Below are 22,610 nucleotides of genomic sequence, written 5' to 3'. Positions count from 1 at the left end.
GATGCACCGTTCGCCGGCTTCGCCATTCCCGCAGCACCCGGGGGTGGTCCCGTCCGGTTCGCAGCGCGGGGTCCCGGAAGGATTTTCCTCGCCATGAGTCCCGAGATAACCAAGCACAACGGCAAGGCCCACTCCTCGCCCCTCCGCTCGATGCCGCCGCCCTCGAGCTTCACCCCGGTGACCCCGCACCTGGCCATCTCACCGACGGTCAGCGTGGTCGTGCCGGCGATGAACGAGGCGGAGAACCTGCCGCACGTCTTCGCCACCATCCCGCAGTGGGTCGACGAGATCGTGCTCGTGGACGGCAACTCCGTCGACGACACGGTCGCCGTGGCCAAGCGGCTGCGGCCGAACGTGAAAGTGGTGATGCAGACCGGCAAGGGCAAGGGTGACGCCCTGGCCGCCGGCTTCGCCGCGTGCACCAGTGACATCATCGTGATGATCGACGCCGACGGGTCGACCGACGGCCGCGAGATCATCAACTTCGTGGGCGCGCTGGTGACCGGCGCCGACTTCGTCAAGGGCTCGCGCTACGCCGCCGGCGGCGGCAGTGACGACCTGACGATCAACCGGCGTCTTGGCAACAAGGTCCTGACCGGCATCGTCAACGTGATGTACCGCACCCAGTACACCGACCTGTGCTACGGCTACAACGCCTTCTGGGCGCGCCACCTGGACGTGCTCGACCTCGACTGCGACGGCTTCGAGGTGGAGACGCTGATGAACGTGCGTGCCGCCAAGGCCGGGTTGAAGGTGCACGAGGTGCCGAGCCACGAGCGCAACCGCATCCACGGCGAGAGCAATCTTCACGTCGTACGAGATGGCTTCCGCGTGCTCAAGACCATCCTGAAGGAGTGGCGTCGCCAGCCCACTCCGCCTCAGCCTGAGCCCGCTGCCACTCCTGCCGCTGACCGAGGCGTCGCTTAAGAAGGAACGTTGTGAACACGTCTGTTGTCATCTGCGTCTACACCGAGGAGCGGTGGGAGGACATCAGGCAGGCTGTCGAGTCGGTCGAGAACCAGACGCGCCCGGCACACGAGCTGATCCTGGTGGTCGACCACAACCCCGACCTGCATCTCAAGCTCAAGCACGAGTACCCGCAGGCCATCGTGGTGGAGAACACGCACGAGCAAGGGTTGTCCGGCGGCAAGAACACCGGTGTGGCCACGGCCAACGGTGAGATCGTCGCGTTCCTCGACGACGACGCGGTCGCCGACGCGGGGTGGCTGGAGGCTTTGGAGGAGGGCTTCCAGGAACCCGGCGTGGTGGGCGTGGGCGGCCGTACCGACCCCCTGTGGGCGTCGGCGAAGCGGCCGCGGTGGTTCCCGTACGAGTTCGACTGGACGGTCGGCTGCACCTACCGCGGCATGCCCGCGGTCAGGGCGCCGATCCGCAACGTGATGGGCGGCAACGCCGCCTTCCTGCGGGACGCCGTGTCCGAGGTGGGCGGCTTCCACAGCGGCATCGGGCGCAGCGTCCAGGGGCGCAAGTCGCGCCCGCTGGGGTGCGAGGAGACCGAGTTCTGCATCAGGCTGAGCCAGCGCAGGCCGGGCTCGGTCATGCTGTTCGAGCCGCGCGCGGTGATCGGGCACAAGGTGTCCAGGCAGCGCGAGCGGTTCGCCTACTTCAGATCCAGGTGCTACGCCGAAGGGCTGTCGAAGGCCCTGGTGACGCGCGAGGTCGGCACGCAGGACGGGCTGTCCAGCGAGCGGGCGCACGCGATGAAGACGCTGCCGCTCGGCGCGCTGCGCGGGGTCGGGGAGGCCCTGAGGGGTGACGTGGGCGGGCTCGGCAGGGCGGCCGCGATCGTGATCGGGCTGGCCTGGACGACCTGGGGTTACGTCGTCGGTTCCGTACGGCTGAAGGTGGCACGATCATGATTCGCGTACCGATCCTGATGTACCACTCGGTCACCGACAAGCCCAACGACGAGACGCGCCCGCACGCGGTGCGGCCCTCCGACCTGGCGGAGCAGCTCGCGTACCTGTCGGAGAGCGGCTTCACCCCGCTCACGCTCGGCGACCTGGTGGCCTCGCTCAACAAGAACAACGGGCGCTCGGTGCCGGCCAAGCCGATCGTGGTGACGTTCGACGACGGCTACGCCGACTTCCACAGCCACGCGCTGCCGCTGCTCGAGCGCTACAACTTCCCGGCCACGGTCTTCCTGACCAGCGGCTGGGTCTCCGACGCGGGCAAGGACGCCGCGGGCCGGCCGCTGGACGGCATGCTGTCCTGGGGCCAGGCCCGCGAGGCCGCCCAGACCGGCATCGAGATCGGCGGCCACAGCCACAGCCACCCCCAGCTCGACCAGCTCCGCACCGAGGAGCTGCGGCAGGAGCTGCGCAGGAACAAGGGCCTGCTGGAGGAGAAGATCGGCGCGCCGGTCGCCACCATGGCCTACCCCTACGGTTACTCCAGCGCCCGCGTACGCCACGAAGTCCGCAAGGCCGGATATTTCGCGGCTTGTGCCGTCAGCAACACGATCGCCGCGGACCGGCACGACATGCTCGCCATCCCCCGGTTGACGGTCGGCAAGGGCACGACCATCAACATGTTCAAGCGCGCCGTCGAAGGCAACGCCGTACCTCTCATCTACCTGCGCGAGCGCATCCTCACCAAGGGGTACGCGGTCGTGCGCAGGACGAGGTACGGGCTGCAGCGGGTGCGCGGAAATGTCTAGCGTCTGGGGGAAAGTCCTGCGCGACCTGCGTAACCCGCTGTTCCGCCAGGGCTACGCGCTCATGTCGAACACCGTCATCACCGGTGTGCTCGGCATGGGCTACTGGTTGCTGGCCGCCCACTTCTACTCGCCCGAGGAGTTCGGCCGGGGGCAGGCGGTCATCACGGCGATGCGGCTGTTCGCGTCGCTGACGGCGCTCGGGTTCGTGGGCGCGCTGGCCCGGTTCCTGCCGGTGGCCGGCCGCCGCACCCCCGAGCTCATCCTGCGCGGGTACGGCCTGGCCGCCGCCACGGGCGGGGTCGCGGCGCTCGGCTTCCTGCTGACGCTGCCCATGTGGGGGAAGACGTACTCGGTGCTGGCCGGGTTCGGGCCCGGGCTGTTCTTCCTGGCGTCCGTGGTGGTGTGGGCCGTGTTCACGCTGCAGGACGTGGTGCTGACCGGGCTGCGGCGGGCCACGTTCGTGCCGCTGAACAACCTGATCTTCGGCCTGGTCAAGATGGGCCTGCTGGTCGCCCTGGCGGGCGCGCTGCCCTCGGGCGGCGTCTTCGTCTCGTGGGTGATCCCGACCGCGCTCGCGCTGATCCCGGTCAACTGGCTGATCTTCGGCGTCGTCGTGCCCCGGCACCTCAAGCACGCCGCCCCGGTGCAGGAGCCGCCCCGGCTGCGCGAGATCGGCCGCTTCCTGGCCGGGGACTTCCCGGGCACGCTGTCGATCCTGGCGATCGTCTACCTGGTGCCCGTGGTGATCGCCACGCAGGTGGGCGAGGCCACGTTCGGGCGCTTCTCGATGGCCCACACGCTGGCCAGCATGATCGAGCTGCTGGCGATGAACATGGCGGTGTCGCTGACCGTCGAGGGCTCCTTCGACAGGGGCAACCTGGCCCACAACTGCCGGCGCGCGCTGCGGAGGGCCTTCATGATCGTCACTCCGATCATCGTGGTGGTCTTCCTCGGAGCGCCGCTGATCCTGCGCATCTTCGGGTCCGAGTTCGCCGAGGAGGGCACGATGCTGCTGCGGCTGATGTCGCTGGCGGTGCTGCCCCGGGTGCTGATCGAGGTCTATCTGAGCGCGCTGCGGGCGCAGAGCCAGGCGCGGCTGCTGGCGATCGTGCAGATCGGTCTGGCGGTGCTGGTGCTGGTGTCCACGGTGGCACTGTTCCCTCACTTCGGGGTGAACGCCGTGGGGTACGGACTGTTGCTCAGCGAGGTGCTCGTCGCAATTTTGATCTTTGGAAATCTGCGTAAAATTCTCAGAACCGGCGAAACTGGTAGGTCGGCTGTCACCCAGGGGTCGTCCGGGGCCGCATGATGGTCAACGTGAGGCAACGGGACGGCGATGGCATGACAAAGGGGATCCCCGGCTCCTCGGACGTGCGTGGGGACAAGGAGGAGTCAGACGTGCCCTTCGATCCGGAAGCTACGGGAGTCATCCCGAAGCTGACGTTCGAGACCCCGCCGTCGGGCGAGGGTTCCGGCTCGGCTGAGGACTCCGCGAAGAGCGCCGCCGAGGAGGGTGCCCCCGAGGAGGGTGCAGAGCCGAACGCGGACACGACCACCGCGTTCCGGCTCCCCGTACACATCGGGCACCCGCCCACGGCGGAGGAGGCGGACGCCGCTTCCGCCGGGACGGTGTCCACCCCCGTCCAGCGGGACGAGGACACCTCGGCCGCCCCCGAGACGGCTCCCACCAACCCCGGCCTGCGCTCCCAGCCCGCCGGCGGCCCCCAGCCGGGCCCGGGCACCCGCCCTCAGCCCGCCGGCGGCCCTCAGCCGAGCGATGGCCCGCGCCCTCAGCCCGCCAGCGGCCCTCAACCCGCCGGTGAGGCGCGGCCCGGGGCGGCGGCCGGTGCGAAGCCGGGTGCCACCGGTGCGAAGCCGGGTGCGAAGTCTGGTGCGACGTCCGGGCCGGCTGCCGGGAGATCCGGCACGGGCACGTCTGGCGCGCCTTCAACGACGGGCTCGCCGGGTGACGCTTCCCCGACGGGAGCGGCGGCTGCCGGGACGGTGGGGGCGGCATCCCCCGCCGACGCACCCGCCAAGGGATCCGCGCCCGCCAAGGGACCTGTGCCCGCCAAGAAGCCGTCCGCAGCCGGACAGCCCGGGAAGGGAGCGTCCGACGCTGCGTCGTCTCGCGGCGCGTCGCCCGTCGCGGGGACCCAGCCCATGACTTCGGCCGCGCCATCTGGCTCGGCCTCCACCGGCGCGCCACCCGCGGGCGCGCCACCCACCGGCGAGCGACCGGCAGGTGGGCAGCCCGCCGGCGGGCCGGCCGCCGGAGCGGCGCCCGCAGGCGGGCCGTCCAAGGGTTCGGCGGACACCGGGGCATCGGCCAGCCGGCCGGGCGCTGGTGGGGCGGCATCGGAGCGGACGCCCACCGGTGGGGCGGGCGCGGGAACGCAGCCCATGGAGACGCACGGTGCTGGAGCACCGGCCAAGGGGGCATCAGGCGCCGCAAGGCCCGCCACCGGAGCGCCGGCCGCCAGCCCTTCAGTCGCCCCGGGATCCGCCTCTGGAGCGCCGGCCGCCGCAGGACCTGCCGCTGGTGGGTCCGCGACCTCGGGGACGGCCGCCGGAAGGCCCACCCCCGGAGGCCCCGCAGCCGGAGGCCCTGCCGGTGGAGGTCCCGCCGGTGGAGGTCCCGCCGGTGGAGGTCCCGCCGGTGGAGGTCCCGCCGGTGGAGGTCCCGCCGGTGGTGGGACGGCTCCTGGAGGGGCTGGGAGTGGGGCTTCGGGAGGGGCGCGGGGGCTGGGGAGCCTTGTGCAGCCGCCTCCTGCGCCGGCTCAAGGGGTCGGGGTGCCGTTGCGGGCCCCCGGCGGGCCGCAACCCGGGGCGCGGCCTCAGCCGCAGAAGGCGGCGGGGAAGCCGCGTGGCCTGGGTGCTCGGGTGGGGCAGCTGGTCTCCAGCGCGCCCACATGGCTGCCGGTGCTGCTGGTCCTCGAGGGCCTGGTCATGTACATCCTCGCCCTCAAGGTGCCTCCGGGTCCCCTGCGCGGCGTGGATCCGACCGAGATCGACGGCCTCGGGCTGATCTCGGCGCTCCCGGCCACCGCGTTCATCGCCATCCTGATCATGATCGTGTCGTTCTTCATCACGGTCACCCAGAGCACCGACCGCAAGTTCCTGCTGCTGTTCCAGATCGCCGCGATCACCTTCGCCCTGCACGGCGCGGGTGCGCTGGTGGCCGAGGAGCCGCGGTTCCCGACCGCGTACATCCATGCCGGTTTCGTGGAGTTCATCGGCAGGACCGGCGAGACGGCGATCAACATCGACGCCCGCATGGGCTGGCCGGGCTTCTTCGCGTTGTTCGCGTTCGTGACGAAGGCCGCCGGCATCACCGACATGACGACGATCCTGCAGTGGACGCCGCTCCTGTCGAACCTGCTCTACCTGCTCCCCTTCGTGCTGATCCTGCGCCAGGTGGTGGCCACCACGCGGGCGCGGTGGTTCGCGGCGCTGCTGTTCGTGCTGGTGCAGTGGATCGGGCAGGACTATTTCTCGCCCCAGGGGTTCACCTTCGCCCTCTATCTGGCGTTCGTGGCGATCCTGTTGCGATGGTTCGGGCGGGTGGAGCCGCGTACGAAGCCGGTCCCGCCCAAGGGCCTGCGCAGGCTGCTCGGCAAGCTGGACGCGATGACGCCGGGCGAGCTGGCGAACACCGGGACGTTCCGGGCCGACAAGCTGCTCATGCTGATGATGCTGGTGGCGCTGTTCGTGGCGTCGGTGGCCTCGCACCAGATCACGCCGTTCATGATGCTCGGCGTGGTGACGGCGTTCCTGATCTTCAGGCGCACCACGCTCACCTGGGCGCTGCCGTTCTTCCTCGGCCTGATGGTGCTGGCCTGGATCAGCTACATGACGGTGGGCTTCTGGGCCAGCCAGATCGACACGATCTTCGGCGGCCTGGGCAACATCCTGCAGAACCTGCGCAGCAACACCGGCGACCGGATCGAGGGCAGCGACCCCGCGCACGCGATGGTGCTGCAGGCCCGCCTGGGCATCCTCGCGGTGATCCTGGCCTGCGCGGCGGCCGGGCTGTTCCGGCGGTTGCGGCGCGGGGTGTTCGACCGCTCGGCGCTGATCCTGCTGTGCGTGCCGGTGCTGGCGCTGGGGCTGCAGAGCTACGGCGGCGAGATCGGGCTGCGGATCTACATGTTCGCGCTGCCCGGCGCGTGCCTGCTGGCCGCGTACGCGTTCTTCCCCAACCTGCCCGCCGACAGCGCGGACGTGCGCGAGGAGACCGTGCCGCTGCGCAAGCGGAACGTGCGGTTCAACCCCGAGCTCACGAAGAAGATCTCGCTGGTGCTCGCGGCGTGCTTCGCGGTCATGTTCGCGATGGCGTTCCTGGTGGCCAGGTACGGCAACGAGAAGTTCGAGCGGGTCACCAGCGGCGAGGTGGCCGCCCTGCACTACGTCTACGACCACGACAAGCCCAGCGCCCGGGTGCTCTACCTGGTGCCCAAGGAGGGGCCGGAGGTCACCCCGACGCTGCCGTGGGGCGAGCGGGACGTCGAGCTGGTCAGCTTCGGCACGCAGGCGCTGGTGTTCAAGGACCCCACGCAGATCGCCAAGGCGGTGCAGAAGCTCAAGGAGCAGCCGCGGAACTCGTACCTGATGGTGAGCCGCGGCCAGGTGAGTTACCTGCAGCTCAACGAGGGTTATCCGGCCGACTGGGGCGAGAAATTCCGTGCGGCGCTGGACAAGTCGCCCGATCTGAAGCGGGTCTTCTCCAACGAGGACGCGGCGCTCTACACCTGGAAGACGTTCGTCAGGGGCACCGAGATCCCGGAGCCGAACCCGTACAAGGGGCGCGGCGACCCCAGCTCGCCCTGGACCCCGGTGGGCATCGGGGCGCTGGGGGTGACCTGGGTGGCGCTCTTCGGCTACGAGATCATCCGGCTCAACGGCCCGAACCGGGCGCCGAAGGCCCGCAGACGCCTGTTGTTCCTGGCGGTGCCGGCCTTCGTGGTGGCGCTGGCGGTGATCATCGAGCGATTCATCTATATCGCGCAAAATAACTGAATTCACAGGAAACACTCAGCTTGTGCGGGATGATGTCCTCCGATGAGGGCACAGCAGACACATCCCGCCAGGCCGGACATACGACCCACGGCAGCGAGAATCGCCTCCGTCGACGCCTTACGGGGTTTCTCGCTGCTGGGCATCCTCGTCGTGAACATCGCCTTCCTGGCCTCCGGCTACCGGATGGCCGGGATGGCGGAGCCCGCCTTCGACTCGTCCCTGGACTGGGGCGTGCGGTGGGTCGTGACGCTGTTCCTGGAGAACAAGTTCTACCTGCTGTTCTCGTTCCTGTTCGGCTACAGCTTCACGCTGCAGGTCGACTCGGCCAGGCGGCAGGGGCGGCCGTTCGTCCCGATGTTCCTGCGCCGGCTGGCGGGGTTGTTCCTGCTCGGGCTGGCGCACGCGGTGCTGCTGTTCCCCGGCGACATCCTGACGACGTACGCGGCCGTGGGGCTGGCCCTGCTGATCTTCCGCGCGATCCGGCCGCGGACGGCGGTGCTGCTGGCCGTCGCGCTGACGCTGCTGCTGGCGCTCGGCTTCGTGCTGCTGGCGGTGCTGGCCTCGGCGGGGCTGGACATGTCCGGCCGGTTGGCGGACGAGTCGGCGCAGGTCGCCGCGTCGAACTCGGCCCTGGGCGGCGGGTTCTGGCAGATCGTCTCCGAGCACCTCAGGAAGCTGTCGCTGATCATCGTGGCGCGGGTGTTCTTCCAGGGGCCGGCGGTGCTGGCGGCGTGCCTGATCGGCCTGGCGGTCGGCAAGCTGGGTGTGCTACGCGACGTGGCGGCGTACACGGGGACGCTGCGCAGGCTGCAGTGGATCGGGTTCCCGGTCGGGCTGGCGGGCGCGTTCTTCTACACGCTGTCGGCGTGGACCGGCTCGGTGCACAAGTTCTGGGGCGAGGCGGTGGACCTGGTGACGGCTCCGCTGCTGGCGGCGGCGTACGCGGCCACGTTCCTGCGGGTGCTGCCGTACGTGCCGCGGGTGGCGCGGGCACTGGCCGCGCCCGGCCGGATGGCGCTGTCGAACTACCTGGCGCAGTCGCTGATCTGCGCGCTGATCTTCACCGGGTACGGGCTGGCGCTGCTGGACCGGGTCAGCCCGCCGCTGGAGGTGCTGATCGCGCTCGGCATCTTCGCCGCCCAGGTCCTCTACAGCCGCCGATGGCTCAGGCGGCACCGGTACGGCCCCGTGGAGTGGTTGCTGCGCTTCCTGACCTACTGGCGCAGGCCGGCGGCCGGTAAATGAGATGAGACCGGCGGCGGGCATCGGAACAATGGACTGGTATGCGCCACTGGCCCGTACTCAACCTGCGCCTGACCACGCCCCGCCTGGAGCTGCGGCTGCCCACCCTCGACGACCTCGACGAGCTGGCCGACCGGGCCCTGGAAGGCGTCCACGACCCCGAGCGGATGCCGTTCGGGGTGCCGTGGACCGACGTGCCCGCGGCGGAACTGCCGGGTGACGTCATCCGCTACCAGCTCGGGGTGATCGCGCGGTGGCGGGCCGAGCAGTGGTGCTGCAACTTCGTGGTCGTCCACGAGGGACGGGTGATCGGGACCCAGGACCTGTCGGCGCACCAGTTCGCGGTCACCCGCGAGGTGCACACGGGCTCCTGGCTGGGCCGCGCCCACCAGGGCAAGGGGCTGGGCACGGAGATGCGCGCCGCCGTGCTGCACCTGGCCTTCGCGGGGCTGGGAGCCCTGACGGCGGCCTCCAGCGCCTTTCTGGACAACCCCGCCTCACTGGGCGTCTCGCGCAAGCTCGGCTACCGGCCCAACGGGGTCTCGGTCCACGAGATACGCGGGCGGCGGGCCGAGCAGCAGCAGCTCCGGCTCGACCGGGACGGCTTCACCGCTCCCGTCCCGGTCGAGATCCACGGCCTGGAGCCGTGCCTGCCGCACTTCGGGCTGGCCTGAGGACCCTCAGGGCTCGAGGAGGCGGGGGGCGGCGAACGTGGTGTTGTCGATGATCGCGTCCATCCGCCCGATCGGGTCCGCCTCGCGCAGATAGACGCGCTCGGCCACCAGGTACCGGTCGCGGTGGACGGACTCGGCGTCCGAACCGGCCCAGTCCTGGTCGCGGGCGGTGCCCCGGCGTACCGACAGCTCGGCGTCCACCTCCAGCCAGATCCGGAAGTCCCAGTAGCCGTCGATCTCGGGGCGGAACGCGAACACGCCGTCCACGATCAGCACCGAGTCCGGGGCCAGCGGCGTCGTGGTCGCCGAGTGGTCCACCTGCGTCAGCGGGTCGATGGAGCACAGCGCGCAGGACGTGGCCTCCGGTGAGCGGCCGGGCGCCAGCAGCAGGCGCTCGACCGACTCGTAGTCGTAGGCGTTGCGGTAGTAGCCCTCGCCCGACTCGCGGTCGTACAGGTGCCGGTCCTTCCAGGGCCGCTTGAAGTCGTCCAGGGTGGCGCGGAGCACGGGCCGGCCCGACGCGGCGACCCGCGCGGCCAGCTCGTGCCCGAAGCTGGTCTTGCCCGCGGCGGTGAACCCGTCGATGCCGACGAGCAGCCGCCCGGCACCGGCGTCCAGGACGCGGCCGGCGAGCTCCGCCACGAGCGCGGTGCGCTCCGCGGAGGCGGCGGGAGGACACGGCTGCCGCCACGTCGAGACCGAACAGTGCACTTGTGCCGAAGAAGGACCCACGCGCACAACCTATCCGGGGGTCGACCCCGTCATACTCCAGGGCTACACCGCAGGTCCACTCTCCGGTGGGACGCCGGTTACGGGGTGCCGTCCATACGTTCGGCACATGCCTTTCCGCCCGTTTCGCGCCCTGCTCACCGCGCTCGTCGCCGCCTCGGTGGCCGCGCCGATGTCGAGCTCGGAGGTCCCGGCCCCCGCGCCGGTCCGGCCGCCGGAGGGTCTGACCGAGGCCCGGTACGCCGCCGTCCGCCAGGACATCCGCGCCGCCGGGCGGATGGCCGCCGAGCACGGCCACGCGCGCCGGGCGGAGGCGCTGCGCGCCATGGCGGATCCGGCGCGCCGCTTCCTGTTCTTCGACGGCCGCGACGGCGGCAGGACCGCGGAGGTCTTCGGCGACCTGGCCGGGGCCGAGCGGGTCGCCGTGCTCGTGCCCGGCTCGGACACCAGCCTCGACCGGTACGCCCGCTTCCGCGCCGGCGCGCAGGCCCTGCAGCGGGAGCTGGGCGGCCGGGCCGCCGTGGTCGCCTGGCTGGGCTACAAGACCCCCGAGACGCTCGGCGCCGCCGTCCTCACCACCCACCGCGCCGACGAGGCGGTGCCCCCGTTGCGGGCGCTCGTACGGGAGCTGGGCCCCGCCAGGGTCTCCCTGCTGTGCCACTCCTACGGCGCGGTCGTCTGCGGCCGGGCCGCCCCCGGGCTGGGCGGCGTGGCGAACATCGTCCTGTACGGCGGCGCGGGCACCGGCACCACGGCCCCGCTCCGCACGTCCGCCCCCGTCTGGGCCGCCCGCGCGAGCGGCGACTGGATCGCCTACGTGCCGCACGTGCACTTCCTGGCCCTGGGACCCGGCCTGGACCCGCTCTCACCGGAGTCCGGCACCCGGACCTTCCCGGCGGGCGACGGCGGCCACAGCGACTATCTGAGGCCCGGCTCCCTGCCCCTGCGCAACATCGCCGCGATCGTCACCGGCCATGCGTGACCTCCTCGGCCGGATCGACGCGGCCACCCCGGCCGGCCGCGACCGGGGGCTGGACGGGCTGCGCGCCCTGGCCGTCCTGGGCGTGGTGCTCGGCCACTGGCTGGTGACGGCCCTGGTGGTCGACAGCGGCACGGTGCGCGCGGCCAGCCCGCTGCGTGAGCTGCCCCGGCTCGCCCCGGTCTCCTGGCTGTTCCAGACGCTGGCGGTGTTCTTCCTGGTGGGCGGGCTGGTCGCGGCGCGCGGCCGGGCCGGCTCGGGCGAGGGTTACCGGAGGTGGCTCGGCGGGCGGCTGGCCAGGCTGTTCCGCCCGGTCGCCGCCGTACTGGCGGTGTGGGCGGTGATCGCGGTGGCGATGCTCGCCGCCGGCACGGGGCTGGACACCGTGCGCACGCTGGCCGAGCTGGTGTGGTCGCCGCTGTGGTTCCTGCTGGTCTTCGCGGTGCTGACGGCGGCGACCCCGGTGGCCGCCCGGCTGCACCCGGCCTGGCCGCCGGCCGCCGTGGCGGTCGTGGACCTCCTCAGGTACGGCCTCGGCGGCCCCGCCTGGCTCGGCTGGGTGAACGTCCTGGCCGGGTGGCTGGTGCCGTACTGCCTGGGCGCCGCCTGGGGCCGCGACGGCGGCCTGCCGGGGCGCGGGACGGGATGGGCGCTGCTGCTCGGCGGCACGGCCGCCACCGCGGCACTCGTTCTGTGGGCCGGTTACCCGGCGGCCATGGTCGGCGTGCCCGGCGCGGAGATCTCGAACCTCGACCCGCCCACGCTCGCGGCCGTCACCTTCGGCCTGGCCCAGTGCGGGGCGGCGGTGCTGCTGCTCGGCCCCCTGCGCCGGGCCCTGCGGCGGCCCGTGGCCTGGGCCGCCGTAGCGCTGGTCAACCTCTCGGCGATCACGATCTTCCTCTGGCACCAGACGGCGATGATCGCCGTCACCGCCCTCGGCCTGCTCGGCGGCCAGGCGCTCACCGGGCTGCACACCGCTCCGGACTCCGCCGTCTGGGTGCTGGCCCGCCTGGCCTGGCTGCCGGCGTTCTGCGTGGCTCTGGCGGCCTGCTGGGCGGCCTTCCGCGGGTACGAGGTCAGGCGCCGCCGCGCCCGGACCACTTGATCTCGTACGGCGCCAGGGTGACCTGCCGCCCGTCCACGGTGGCCGTGACGTCGCGGTCGGAGGTGTTCACCATCACGACCTGGCGCTCCTGCCCCATCGCCTTGATCTTGGGGTCGGAGGACTCCACCTCCTGAACCTGCACCCCGGCCGGGAACCACTTGGTGAAGCCGCTGAGCAGCCCCGCCATCGGCAGCTCGCCGCCGACCTTGGGCGACCAGAGGCAGCCGGGACAGTCGCCCTCGTCCTTCAGCTGCGGGTTCCAGTAGAGGGCGGTGTTGACCCCGCTCTTGGCGAACTCCATCAGCGCGGTCGCCTGCACGGCCGTCCGCTTCTCCTCGGTCCACTGGGAGTTCTCCGGCTCGACGTACCATTCGGCCCACCACACCGGCAGGTCGTCGCTCTTCTGTCGCAGCCAGGTGGTGATGGCGCTGAACTTGGCCTGGGCGGCGAAGTCGTTGGGCACGTTGCCCTTGTCGTTCGTCATGGAGGCGCCGTCGACGACGATGAAGTCCGCGCCCTTCTTGTTGTCGATCCAGTACTGGATGGCGTCCAGCGCGCGCTGGTCGATCGTTCCCCACGGCCCGCTCAGGTCGGACGGCCCGCCGCGCGTGTTGCTCTCGACCGGGATGTACGGCCCGCCGACCTGGATGTCCTTGTTGACCTTCTTCAAGGCCGTGTAGACCTTGTTGTACATCTCGGTGTAGCCCTCGGCGTCCCACCGGTTGGTCGTCGGGTCCCAGAAGCCCTTGAACTCGTTCCACACCATGTAGTGCTTGACCGTCGGGTACTGCTTGGCCACCCGCGTCGCGAGCTTCGCGAAGTCGTCGAAGTGCTCCTTCTCGGGGGCGACCGTGTGGTTCTTGCTCCAGTCCGTACGCCCGGCCTGCCCGCCCTTCATCCAGTCGGGCGCGCAGCAGAGCGTGACCACCGGCACGGCCCGCGTGTCCGCCATGAACGTCAGCCGCCGGTCCAGGTCACGGAAGTTGAACTGCCCGGGGCTGGGCTCGGGGTTGCCGACGCCCCATCCCATGATGTGCTGGTTCTGCAGCATCGGGACCCGGCCGAGCACGCCCTTGGCCTCCTCCACGACCTGCTGCGGCTCGTTGTCCGCGCTGTACTGCGTGTGGGTGATGCCCCAGCGCGGCCAGTTCGACAGCGCGGGCGGCTCCTCCAGCTTGGGCGCGGGCTGGGTGGGCACCGTCGTGGCCACGTCGCTGCCCTTGAACTCGCTGCGGGCCTTGGTGCGGATCGCGGCGTAGACCATGATGCCCGCCACCAGTACGACCGCGAGAATCCCTGCTCCAAGTGCGATCGGCCATGGCGATCGCCTGCGCGCGTGTCGGCCGTCGGTCGGAATCACTGGACGCTCCTCATCCTCGCGAGACGTGTGAAGGGGGGATCACGAACTTACAAGGTTCGCCAACGTGCAAGGGCTGGGCAGAAGCCCAGCCCTTATTACGCTAATCGTCCCGCTTGCAAGCCACTTGCCGTCAATCTGCAGCTGGCGGCCGCTGTCCCCCCGCGGGACCGGGCACCCCGGCATAGCGGTAGGGCACGGGTTGCCGGCCCGGCTGCACGATGAGGAGCGTGCCGGGAGTCTCGGCGTAGAAGGCGGATTCGACGGCGGCGGCCACGTCCTCGGCCGTCAGCAGGGGGAAGCCCGCGTTGACGAACATCTCCCGCGCCTCGGCCACCAGGGGCGTGTCGGTGAAGCCCGGGCAGACCGCGCCGATGCGGATGTTGTCGGCGGACAAAGGCTCGGCCAGCGCCCTGACCAGACCCACGACGGCGTGCTTGGTCATCGTGTAGATGGGGTCGCCGGCGAAGCCGACGAGCCCGGCCAGCGACGCGGTGACCACGATCGCCCCGCCGCCGGAGCGGACGAGCAGCGGGACGCTGGCGCGCACGCCGAACACCACACCGTCCATGTTGACCCCGACCACCTGGCGGTAGCGCGCGAGGTCGAAGTCCGCCAGATCCACCCGCCCGGTGATGCCGGCGTTGAGGTGGACCAGGTCGAGCCGCCCGTAACGCCGCTCGGCCAGCGCGACGGCCTCCAGCGAGGCCTCCTCCGTGCTGACGTCGGCGGCCAGCCAGGCGCCGTCCACCTCCTTGGCCAGCCGCTCCGCGCCCTCACCGTCGAGGTCGACGAGGACGCACTTGACGCCGCCCGTCGACAGGCGCCGGGCCACGGCGGCCCCGATGCCGCTCGCCGCTCCGGTGATCAGTGCAACTGTGCTCATGGCGCTCCTTACGGGGGGGTCGATCCCGTGGTCGAGGCGGTTCAGGGCTGGTCGAGCATGCGATGCGCGCGGGAGATCAGGGTGGGTACGGCGGAGCCGATGCGGTCGAATCCCTCTCCGACGGTCTTACCCTGCCGGAAGCGGGCGTGGATACCCTCCACGATGACCGCCAGCTTGAAGTTACCGAAGGCCACATAGAACCCGAGGTCCGAGATGTCCCGGCCTGACACCTTGGTGTAGTGGCTCGCGAACTCGGCGGCGTTCATGAACCCGGGCGCCACCGTCACGTCCCCGGCCACCGGGATCGCCGCCCGCTCGTCGTCCCCGCGATCGTGCCAGTAGGTGAGCGTGAGCCCCAGGTCGGCCAGCGGGTCCCCGAGCGTGGACATCTCCCAGTCCACCACGGCCGCGATCTCCAGGTTCCCGAGCCGCAGCAGCGTGTTGTCCAGCCGGTAGTCGCCGTGCACCAGCGTGCCGGCGGCCTCGGCGGGCAGCCGCTCGCGCAGGCGCTCCACGAGCCGGTAGTAGTCGGGCAGGTCGGCCGTCTTCGACCGCTCCCACTGCTGGCACCACCGGTCGAGCTGCCTGGCCATGTAGCCCTCCGGCCGCCCGAAGTCGGCGAGGCCCACCTCGCGGTAGTCGACCGCGTGAATCGCGGCCAGCACCTCGGCCAGCCGCTCCGACAGCCGCCGGGTCTGCTCGGGCGTCGGGTCGCCGAGCTGCTCCCTGGTCCGTACGGCCGCGCCGTCCACGTACCCCATGAGATAGAACGGCGCCCCGATCACGTCCTCGTCGGCGCAGAACGCGACGGGCTCGGGCACCGGCACGGGCGTGGGTGCGAGCGCCGAGATGACCCGCCACTCGCGCCGCATGTCGTGGGCGGTGGGGAGCACGTGACCGAGCGGCGGCCGGCGCAGCACCAGCCGGGGCCCGGCCGTCTCGACCAGGTAGGTCAGGTTCGACCTGCCGCCCGAGATCAGCGAGACGGACAGGGGCTCGCCGGCGTCGGGGACGTTCCGGCCCATCCACGCGACCAGGCTGGGGTGGTCGATGCCAGGTACGGTCATGGACACACATTAGAACGTCACTCGGTCCTGAACACCAGCTGGGAGTTCTGTAACGTTCCCAGAGCTGCGGCTATGGCATCCGGTGAGATCCTTTACCCTGTCAGTACACCCCTGGCCACGTTGCTGGACAGAGAGTGCTTGCTGACAGTAGGAGCCCATGCGCGTCACCCTTGCCCTACCTCGTGAACTGGGCCGATCCGAAGTGAGCCGATGGCGTGCCCTGCAAGAAGCCGACGCCGCCTTCGACAATCCCTTCTTGTCACCAGAATTCACCCTCACGGTGGGCGAACTCCGAGATGTCGTACGTGTCGCCGTCCTCCACGACGGTCCGGAAATCGTGGGCTTCTTCCCCTTCGAGCGGCATCCGATGGGCATCGGCAAGCCGGTCGCGGCTGGGCTGACCGACGCGCAGGGGCTGGTGTACGTCAAGGACCTCGAGATCGACCCGAGGCGGCTGATCAAGGCGTGCGGGCTGGCGGTCTACGAGTTCGACCACCTCGTGTCCGGGCAGCCGCTGACGAACTGCCGCCACGAGAAGCACCCGTCGCCGATCATCGACCTGCGTGACGGCTGGGAGCGCTACACGGAGACGCTCAGGCGACACTCCGGCAAGACGTACAAGTCCACCCTGGCCAAGTCGCGCAAGCTGCAGCGCGAGGCGGGGCCGATGCGCCACGACTACGCGACCACCGACCTGGCGCCCCTGCGCACGCTGCTGGGCTGGAAGACCGACCAGTACCGCCGCACCGGCCGCACCGACAGGTTCGCGCACCAGTGGATCGTGGAGCTGGTGGAGCGGCTGCTGGCCACGCAGTCCGAGAGCTTCGCCGGGGTGCTGGACATGGTCTACGTGGACGACCGGCCGGTGGCCGGGCACTTCGGGCTGCGCACGCGCACGACGCTGGCCGGCTGGTTCCCCGCCTACGACACCCACTTCGCCAAATACTCCCCCGGCCTCATCCACCACCTGGCGATGGCCGAGCGGGCCGCCGAGTCCGGCATCGCGATCATCGACATGGGCCGGGGCCAGAAGGAGTACAAGGACAAGCTCAAGAACGGCGAGCTGGAGGTGGCCGAGGGCCGGGTGGCCCGGGTCGGCGCGGCGGCGGGCGTCCACTGGATGATGCGGGTGCCGGTCCGCAAAACTCGGGCAACCGTAATGGCCAATCCGTTGTTGCTCAAAACCGCTGACAAGGCATTGAAAACGTACGGAAGACTGCGTACTGTCCTACAAGGGTGAAACGCATCGCAGAGCGCACGGGCCGTCACTGCCTGTCGCTACCGTCCAACCGGCTCGGCCTCTACCTGGCACTACGCCACTGGTGCCCGCCGGGTCAGCGGCTGCTGATGTCCCCGATCTCGGCAGACGAGATCCTCTTCCTCGTGCTGGCGGCCGGGCTGCGCCCGGTGATCGCCCCGCTCTCCCCCCGTGACGGCAACATCGACGTCTCGCGGGTCGACCTCGACGGGGTGGACGCGGTCCTGACGACCAACCTGTACGGCCTGCCCGACGACGCCCCCGCCTTCGCCGGGAAGACGCTGATCGAGGACGTGGCGCACGCGATGGAGACCGACCTCGGGGGGCGGCCGCTGGGGACCTTCGGCCGGGCCGGGGTCTTCAGCCTGTCCAAGCACCCGGGCGCCGGCTCGGGCGGCGTGCTGGCCGTCGAGGACGAGTCCGACCTGAAGGCCCTGACCCGGGCCCGCGACGAGCTGCTGACCCGGGGCTCGCTGCGGGCCGACCTGATGAGCGTCGCGACCTCCATGGCCCGCCAGGCGGCGCTGAAGCTCGACCTCGTACGCCCCGCGCTCAAGCTCATGCGCCGCCTCGGCATGCAGGAGGAGCGCGAGGGCTTCCGGATCGCCCTCGACCCGGAGGGGCTGGAGCTCGCGCTCAAGCAGGTTCCCGCGCTGCCGCCCTTCGACCGCTGGGTGCGCGCCGACCTCCACCCCTACCGCGCCCGCCGGGGCCGCCTGGTGCGCTGGTACCAGCGCCGGCGCCTGACCACCGTCCCCGGCGACCGGGCGCGCCGGCTGGCGGGCGTGCAGCGCCTGGCCGAGCTGCCCACGGTCGCGCCGGCCGTGCTCGACGACCTCTCCCGGCCGCTGTTCCGGGTGCCGCTGCTGGTGCGCGACCGGGACGCGGCCATCGCCGAGCTGGAGCGGAACGGGGTCTCGACGGGCTACCTGTACGACCCGCCGTACGACGACTACGCCCCCGCCTTCGCCGAGCCCTCCCCCGACCAGCGCCCGGCGCGCTGGTGGGCCCGCCACGTGCTCCCGGTGGACCCGATGTTCACCGCGCGCTCGCTGCCCGTGCTGCGCCGCCTGGAACCGCCCGGGACCGGGCCGTACGAATGAGCCCGGCGAGAGTCCGGCAGCCGCGCCGGATGTCGGGCAGGGAGGCGGAGCCGTACCCGATCACCACGCCGTGCAGGCTCAGGTCGCCGTGATGGTGGCGGCCGGTGGAGTCGAGCAGGACGCCGTGCTCCCTGGCCCGCTCGACCAGGCCGGGCACCACGGCGGCGGGCAGCTCGGCAAGGACGTGCAGCCCGGCCGTGTCGCCGCGCAGGCGGCAGACCGGGCCGAGGATCTCGACGACGGCGGCCCGGCGGCGGGCATATTCCAGGCGCATCCGGCGCAGGTGCCGGTCGATGTCGCCGCGCTCCAGCAGGGCGGCCACGGCCTGCTGGACGGGGCCGCTGGTGCGGTCGCCCACCGCGCGGCGCAGGTCGGCGATCCGGCCTACCAGCCCGGGCTCGCCGACCAGCCAGCCCACGCCCACGTCCGGCGCGAGGATCTTGGACAGCGTGCCGAGCAGCACCACCCGGGAGGGGTCGAGGCCGTAGAGCGCGGGCAGCGGGGCGACGTCGTAGCGGAACTCGGCGTCGTAGTCGTCCTCCACGATCGTCGCGCCCGTGGCCCCGGCCCAGGCCAGCAGCCGCTCCCTGCGCGGGATCGGCAGCCGGCCGCCCAGCGGGTACTGGTGGGCGGGCGTGGTGTAGACCACGCGCAGGTCGCCGGGGAGGCCGTCGACGATCACACCGTCCGCGTCCACCGGGCACGGCACCACCTCGGCGCCCCTGGCCGCGAACACCGTGCGCGCCACGTGGTAGCCGGGATCCTCCACCCCGGCCCTGGCGCCGGGGCCGAGCAGGGCCAGCGCGCACAGGTCGAGGCCGTTGCCGGTGCCCCGGGTGACCAGGATGTTCTCCGGGCCGACGGCCATGCCCCGGGCGCGCCTGAGGTGGTCGGCGAGCAGCTCGCGCAGGTGCGGCAGGCCGTACGGGTCGGGTGAGTCGCCGGGCGGCAGGTCGGCGGCCTTGCGCCAGGCCCGCTTCCACGCCGCGCGGTCGTAGTCGCGCACCCAGGGCTGGCCGGGCCGCAGGTCGATCCAGTCGGCCGGGGGCGGCGGCGGGGCGGGGACGTACGCGCTCTCCCTGGGCGGCCTGGGCGTCGCCTCCATCTCGGCCACGAACGTGCCCGAGCCGTGCCGCCCGTCCAGCCAGCCCTCCGCATAGAGCTGCTGGTACGCCTCCGTCACCACGGTCCTGCTCACCGCGAGCTGGGCGGCCAGGGCCCGGGTGGAGGGCAGCCGCTCGCCGGGGGCCAGCGTGCCGTCCAGCATGGCGTGGCGCAGCCAGCCGGCGAGCTGCGTGGTGAGTGGTTCGGCCGAATCCCGCGACAGGGACACCGGCAGGTCAACATGGGTGCGCACGAAAGTGGTCTCTATGAAGGGGCTGGTAGTGGCCCTACAGGATAGGTCCACTTCGTCGTTACGGTCGAATCATGCTCTCCACCACACCGCGCACCACCCTGGGCCGCGAGAAGCAGCGCGGCAGCACCGACCGGAACGACCTCTACGAGGTGCTCGACACCGGCCTCATCTGCCACCTGGGTGTGGTCGTGAACGGCCACCCCATGGTCGTCCCCACCGGTTACGGGCGCGTCGGCGAGACCCTCTACCTGCACGGCTCCACCGGCGCGACGTCGCTGCGCGCCGGCGACGGCACGGACGTCTGCGTGACGGTCACGCACCTGGACGGCATCGTGCTGGCCCGCTCGATCTTCCACCACTCCGTCAACTACCGCTCGGCGATCATCTATGGCCCGGCCCGGCTGGTGACGGACCCCGACGAGCGCATGGAAGGGCTGCGGGCCCTGGCCGAGCAGCTCGCGCCGGGCCAGTGGGACTACGTGCGCAAGCCGTCGCGCAAGGAGCTGGCCGCCACGGCCGTGCTGGCGCTGTCGCTGGAGGAGGCATCGGTCAAGATGCGGCACGGCGGGCCGAAGGACGAGGAGGAGGACTACGAGCTGCCGGTGTGGGCCGGGGTGCTCCCCCTGGTCACGTCGTGGGGCGCGCCCGAGCCCGATTCGGTGCTCCCAGAAGGTATCGACGCGCCTGTTCACATCCTCCATCGGGAGTAGTTCCATAAATCCGGAACCACCTGGAAAACCCGACTCCTTGATCGCACGTCTCATCAGGTGGGCCGGCTCCTGATGGGAGAGGCATATGGAGTGGAGCGCTCCCGGTTATACAGAGATCAAGCAGCTCGGGACGGGCGCCAGCGGGCGCGTGACGATGGCTGTGCACGACGGGACCGGTGTCAAGGTCGCGATCAAGTATTTGTCCGAGGAACTGCGGCACGATCCCTCCGCCCTGGCCAGGTTCCAGTCGGAGGCGCGGCTGCTGACCACGCTGCGCGATCCGAACATCGCCACGATGTGGGAGTACATCCAGGAGGCCGGTGGCGCGGCCATCGTGATGGAGCTGGTCAACGGCGTCTCGCTGCGCGCGCTGCTGCGCGAGAACGGCACGACCGAGCCCGAGGCCGCCCTGGTCGTGCTCAAGGGGTCGCTGCTGGGCCTGGCGAAGGCGCACCAGCTCGGGCTGGTGCACCGGGACTACAAGCCCGAGAACGTGCTCGTACGCGACGACGGGATCAGCAAGCTCGTCGACTTCGGCATCGCGGTGCGGCAGGGCACGGCCGCGCACCCCGAGGGCACGCCTCCCTACATGGCGCCCGAGCTGTGGGAGGGGCTGCCGGCCTCGCCCGCGACCGACGTGTACGCGGCCACGGCCGTCTTCTTCGAGTGCCTGACCGGGCACCGGCCGTACCGGTCCACCGAGCCGAGCGTCCTGGGTTACCAGCACGTGCACGCCCCGGTGCCCTTCCACGACGCGCCCGAGCCGGTGCGCGAGCTGGTGCGGCGCGGGCTGGCCAAGGACCCTTCGCGACGGCCGGAGAGCGCGCCGGCGTTCGTGGCGGAGCTGGAGGCCGTGGCGCGCGCGGCGTACGGGGAGGACTGGGAGGAGCGGGGCAGGCGGCGGCTGGCCGCGCTCGTGGCCCTGCTCGCCCTGCTGCTGCCCACGCCGCAGCCGGCCCCGCCCGAGGTGAGCACGTCGCTGGCCAGGACGGTGTTCCGCGGGCTGCGCTCGAACGCGCGGCGGGTGGCGATGGGCGGCGCACTGACCGCGGCGGCGGCCGTGGCGGTGGTGGTCGTGCTGGTCAACCGGCAGCCGCCGCCGGAGCAGGCGTTCGGGGCGGCGGCGGCCGTACCGCCGAGCGAGATCACGACGGCGCCGGTCTCCGGCCCGCCGACCACACCCGAGGCACCGCCGGAATCCACGCCCGGGTCCACACCGGAGAGCACGCCGGAGACCGAGCCCGGGACCACGCCGCAGGTCGTGCCGCAGAGCTCGCCTGAGGCCACCGAACCCGAGGCCACCGAGACCGAGACCACCGAGCCCGGCGAGCGCCCCGCGACCTCGAAACCCCCGGCCACCACCAAGAGCCCCACCCCGACCAGGACCCCCACCACCAAGACACCGACGCCGACCCCCACTCCCACACCCACGCCGACCCCGACGCGGACGATCACGGACGAGCCGCCTCCGCCGGTCACCTCGGTGCTCGCGGTGAGCGTGGGCGACATCACGATCGGCGCGGACGCGGTCGCCCGCAGCACGGTCACCCTGCGCACGAGCGGCACCGACGCCGTCACCGCCACCGCGACCTGGGCGGCCCCGGGCGCCGACGGCCGCACCCAGCGCGTACGGCTGAGCGGTGCCAGGACCTACACCCGCACGCTGACCTGGTCCATGGGCGAGCGCCCGTGCGGCAGGACGGTCACGCTGACCGTCACCACCTCTCCCGCGGCCTCCGGCGGCGCCAGGACGGCGTCCCTGTCCGTGCCACCCTGCCCGACCAGGGTGACCGGCCTGAACGTCAGCCTCGACCTGCCCGCCGCGCCCGGCCGCACCGCCACCGCCCGGGTCAGGGTCACCGCGAGCGGCACCGGGGACATCCCCGTCCGGGCCCGGTTCGCGGTCGACGGCGAGGCGGTCGGCACGCGTACCGCGAGCCTGTCCGGCCGGACCTCCTACACCGAGTCGTTCGCCCACACCTTCAGGGCCCGCCCCTGCGGGTCGACGCTGTCGGTGCAGGTGAGCGCGGGCGGCAGGACCGACACCGCGCGGACCTCGGTGCCCTGCCCGCCGCAGGTGCGGCAGGTCTCGATCGTCGAGGCCGGCGCGGGGGCCGGGATCGTCGCGCAGGTCAGGGTGAGCACGGCGAACACCCAGCCGGTACGGCTCACCGTGCGGTTCGCGGCCGGCGAGGGCGGGGACACGCAGACGGTCACCCTGTCCGGCGAGACCTCCTACAGCCGGACCTTCGCCTACCGCGAGAAGCTGCCCTGCGGCACGAAGTGGTCCGTGACCGCCTCCACCGACCCGGCGGCGGCCAACGGGAGCGACAGCCGCAGCGGCAGCACGCCCGCGTGCCAGGAGGAGGAACCGCCGCCGAAGGAGACGCCGAGCCCTGACTCGCCCGGCACTGTTGAGTGACATTTATCCGCATGTCGGGATA

Annotated in this window: 18 protein-coding genes; 13 read left to right on the top strand and 5 right to left on the bottom strand. The window is 71.7% G+C overall.

The features are described from left to right. Positions 1 to 93 precede the first annotated feature (93 nt). The 7 genes from AB0J69_RS11610 (at position 94) to AB0J69_RS11580 (ending at position 9,615) form a co-directional block, all read left to right on the top strand. Positions 94 to 927, top strand: a complete 834-nt coding sequence (locus AB0J69_RS11610) for a glycosyltransferase family 2 protein (RefSeq protein ID WP_364115576.1) — start codon at positions 94 to 96, stop codon at positions 925 to 927. An 11-nt stretch (positions 928 to 938) separates the two neighbouring features. Next, a complete protein-coding gene (locus tag AB0J69_RS11605; protein WP_364115573.1) occupies positions 939 to 1,880 on the top strand; it encodes a glycosyltransferase family 2 protein in 942 nt (313 codons plus the stop codon). Next, a complete protein-coding gene (locus AB0J69_RS11600) occupies positions 1,877 to 2,680 on the top strand; it encodes a polysaccharide deacetylase family protein (protein ID WP_364115570.1) in 804 nt (267 codons plus the stop codon). The genes AB0J69_RS11605 and AB0J69_RS11600 overlap by 4 nt, the downstream gene beginning before the upstream one ends. Then, entirely contained in the window at positions 2,673 to 3,989 is a 1,317-nt protein-coding gene (locus AB0J69_RS11595; RefSeq protein ID WP_364115567.1) for a hypothetical protein, read from the top strand. The genes AB0J69_RS11600 and AB0J69_RS11595 overlap by 8 nt, the downstream gene beginning before the upstream one ends. A 1,574-nt stretch (positions 3,990 to 5,563) precedes the next feature. Further along, the gene (locus AB0J69_RS11590; RefSeq protein WP_364115564.1) at positions 5,564 to 7,699 is read left to right on the top strand and encodes a hypothetical protein; all 2,136 of its coding nucleotides are present in this window, start codon (positions 5,564 to 5,566) and stop codon (positions 7,697 to 7,699) included. Between the two features lie 42 nt (positions 7,700 to 7,741). Beyond that, the gene (locus AB0J69_RS11585) at positions 7,742 to 8,944 is read left to right on the top strand and encodes a DUF418 domain-containing protein (RefSeq protein ID WP_364115561.1); all 1,203 of its coding nucleotides are present in this window, start codon (positions 7,742 to 7,744) and stop codon (positions 8,942 to 8,944) included. Between the two features lie 38 nt (positions 8,945 to 8,982). After that, positions 8,983 to 9,615 carry a GNAT family N-acetyltransferase gene (locus AB0J69_RS11580; protein WP_364115558.1) on the top strand — a complete coding sequence of 211 codons (633 nt, stop codon included), beginning with the start codon at positions 8,983 to 8,985 and terminating at the stop codon, positions 9,613 to 9,615. 6 nt (positions 9,616 to 9,621) lie between these two features. Here AB0J69_RS11580 and AB0J69_RS11575 read toward each other — a convergent pair whose 3' ends face one another. Continuing rightward, complete coding sequence (locus AB0J69_RS11575; RefSeq protein WP_364115555.1) at positions 9,622 to 10,347, bottom strand: uridine kinase; 726 nt, start codon at positions 10,345 to 10,347, stop codon at positions 9,622 to 9,624. A 106-nt stretch (positions 10,348 to 10,453) separates the two neighbouring features. Here AB0J69_RS11575 and AB0J69_RS11570 point away from each other — a divergent pair, with 106 nt between their 5' ends. Both AB0J69_RS11570 and AB0J69_RS11565 read left to right on the top strand, forming a co-directional pair. Continuing rightward, complete coding sequence (locus AB0J69_RS11570; protein WP_364115552.1) at positions 10,454 to 11,326, top strand: alpha/beta hydrolase; 873 nt, start codon at positions 10,454 to 10,456, stop codon at positions 11,324 to 11,326. After that, positions 11,319 to 12,428: an acyltransferase gene (locus tag AB0J69_RS11565; protein ID WP_364115550.1), complete on the top strand. Its 1,110-nt coding sequence runs from the start codon at positions 11,319 to 11,321 to the stop codon at positions 12,426 to 12,428. The genes AB0J69_RS11570 and AB0J69_RS11565 overlap by 8 nt, the downstream gene beginning before the upstream one ends. Here the strand turns inward: AB0J69_RS11565 and AB0J69_RS11560 are convergent. The 3 genes from AB0J69_RS11560 to AB0J69_RS11550 form a co-directional block, all read right to left on the bottom strand. Beyond that, entirely contained in the window at positions 12,400 to 13,704 is a 1,305-nt protein-coding gene (locus tag AB0J69_RS11560; protein ID WP_364115547.1) for a xylan 1,4-beta-xylosidase, read from the bottom strand. The genes AB0J69_RS11565 and AB0J69_RS11560 overlap by 29 nt on opposite strands. A 214-nt stretch (positions 13,705 to 13,918) precedes the next feature. Further along, positions 13,919 to 14,671, bottom strand: a complete 753-nt coding sequence (locus AB0J69_RS11555) for an SDR family oxidoreductase (protein WP_364115544.1) — start codon at positions 14,669 to 14,671, stop codon at positions 13,919 to 13,921. A gap of 41 nt (positions 14,672 to 14,712) precedes the next feature. Continuing rightward, positions 14,713 to 15,738, bottom strand: coding sequence for a phosphotransferase family protein (locus tag AB0J69_RS11550; protein WP_364115541.1), 1,026 nt, complete (start codon positions 15,736 to 15,738; stop codon positions 14,713 to 14,715). A gap of 256 nt (positions 15,739 to 15,994) precedes the next feature. On the opposite strand from AB0J69_RS11550, the gene AB0J69_RS11545 reads away from it, so the two are divergent. Both AB0J69_RS11545 and AB0J69_RS11540 read left to right on the top strand, forming a co-directional pair. Beyond that, on the top strand, positions 15,995 to 16,978 hold the full coding sequence (locus tag AB0J69_RS11545) for a GNAT family N-acetyltransferase (RefSeq protein ID WP_364115539.1): 984 nt from the start codon (positions 15,995 to 15,997) through the stop codon (positions 16,976 to 16,978). Beyond that, positions 16,975 to 18,099 (top strand): DegT/DnrJ/EryC1/StrS family aminotransferase, encoded by a 1,125-nt coding sequence (locus AB0J69_RS11540; protein WP_364115536.1) that lies wholly within the window; start codon positions 16,975 to 16,977, stop codon positions 18,097 to 18,099. Before AB0J69_RS11545 ends, AB0J69_RS11540 begins: the two co-directional genes overlap by 4 nt. On the opposite strand, the gene AB0J69_RS11535 is transcribed toward AB0J69_RS11540, so the two are convergent. Next, a complete protein-coding gene (locus AB0J69_RS11535) occupies positions 18,035 to 19,456 on the bottom strand; it encodes a PLP-dependent aminotransferase family protein (RefSeq protein ID WP_364115533.1) in 1,422 nt (473 codons plus the stop codon). The genes AB0J69_RS11540 and AB0J69_RS11535 overlap by 65 nt on opposite strands. A 71-nt stretch (positions 19,457 to 19,527) precedes the next feature. Here AB0J69_RS11535 and AB0J69_RS11530 point away from each other — a divergent pair, with 71 nt between their 5' ends. Beyond that, complete coding sequence (locus tag AB0J69_RS11530) at positions 19,528 to 20,166, top strand: pyridoxamine 5'-phosphate oxidase family protein (RefSeq protein ID WP_364115530.1); 639 nt, start codon at positions 19,528 to 19,530, stop codon at positions 20,164 to 20,166. Positions 20,167 to 20,251: 85 nt separating this feature from the next. After that, the gene (locus tag AB0J69_RS11525; protein ID WP_364115527.1) at positions 20,252 to 22,588 is read left to right on the top strand and encodes a protein kinase; all 2,337 of its coding nucleotides are present in this window, start codon (positions 20,252 to 20,254) and stop codon (positions 22,586 to 22,588) included. The last annotated feature ends 22 nt before the right edge of the window (positions 22,589 to 22,610 follow it).

Origin of the sequence: Nonomuraea sp. NPDC049709 (genome assembly GCF_040674815.1) — a bacterium.
In the GTDB taxonomy this organism is placed as follows: Bacteria; Actinomycetota; Actinomycetes; order Streptosporangiales; family Streptosporangiaceae; genus Nonomuraea.
The sequence above is the reverse complement of the archived record's forward strand: the minus strand, read 5'-3'. Positions and strand labels throughout refer to the sequence as shown.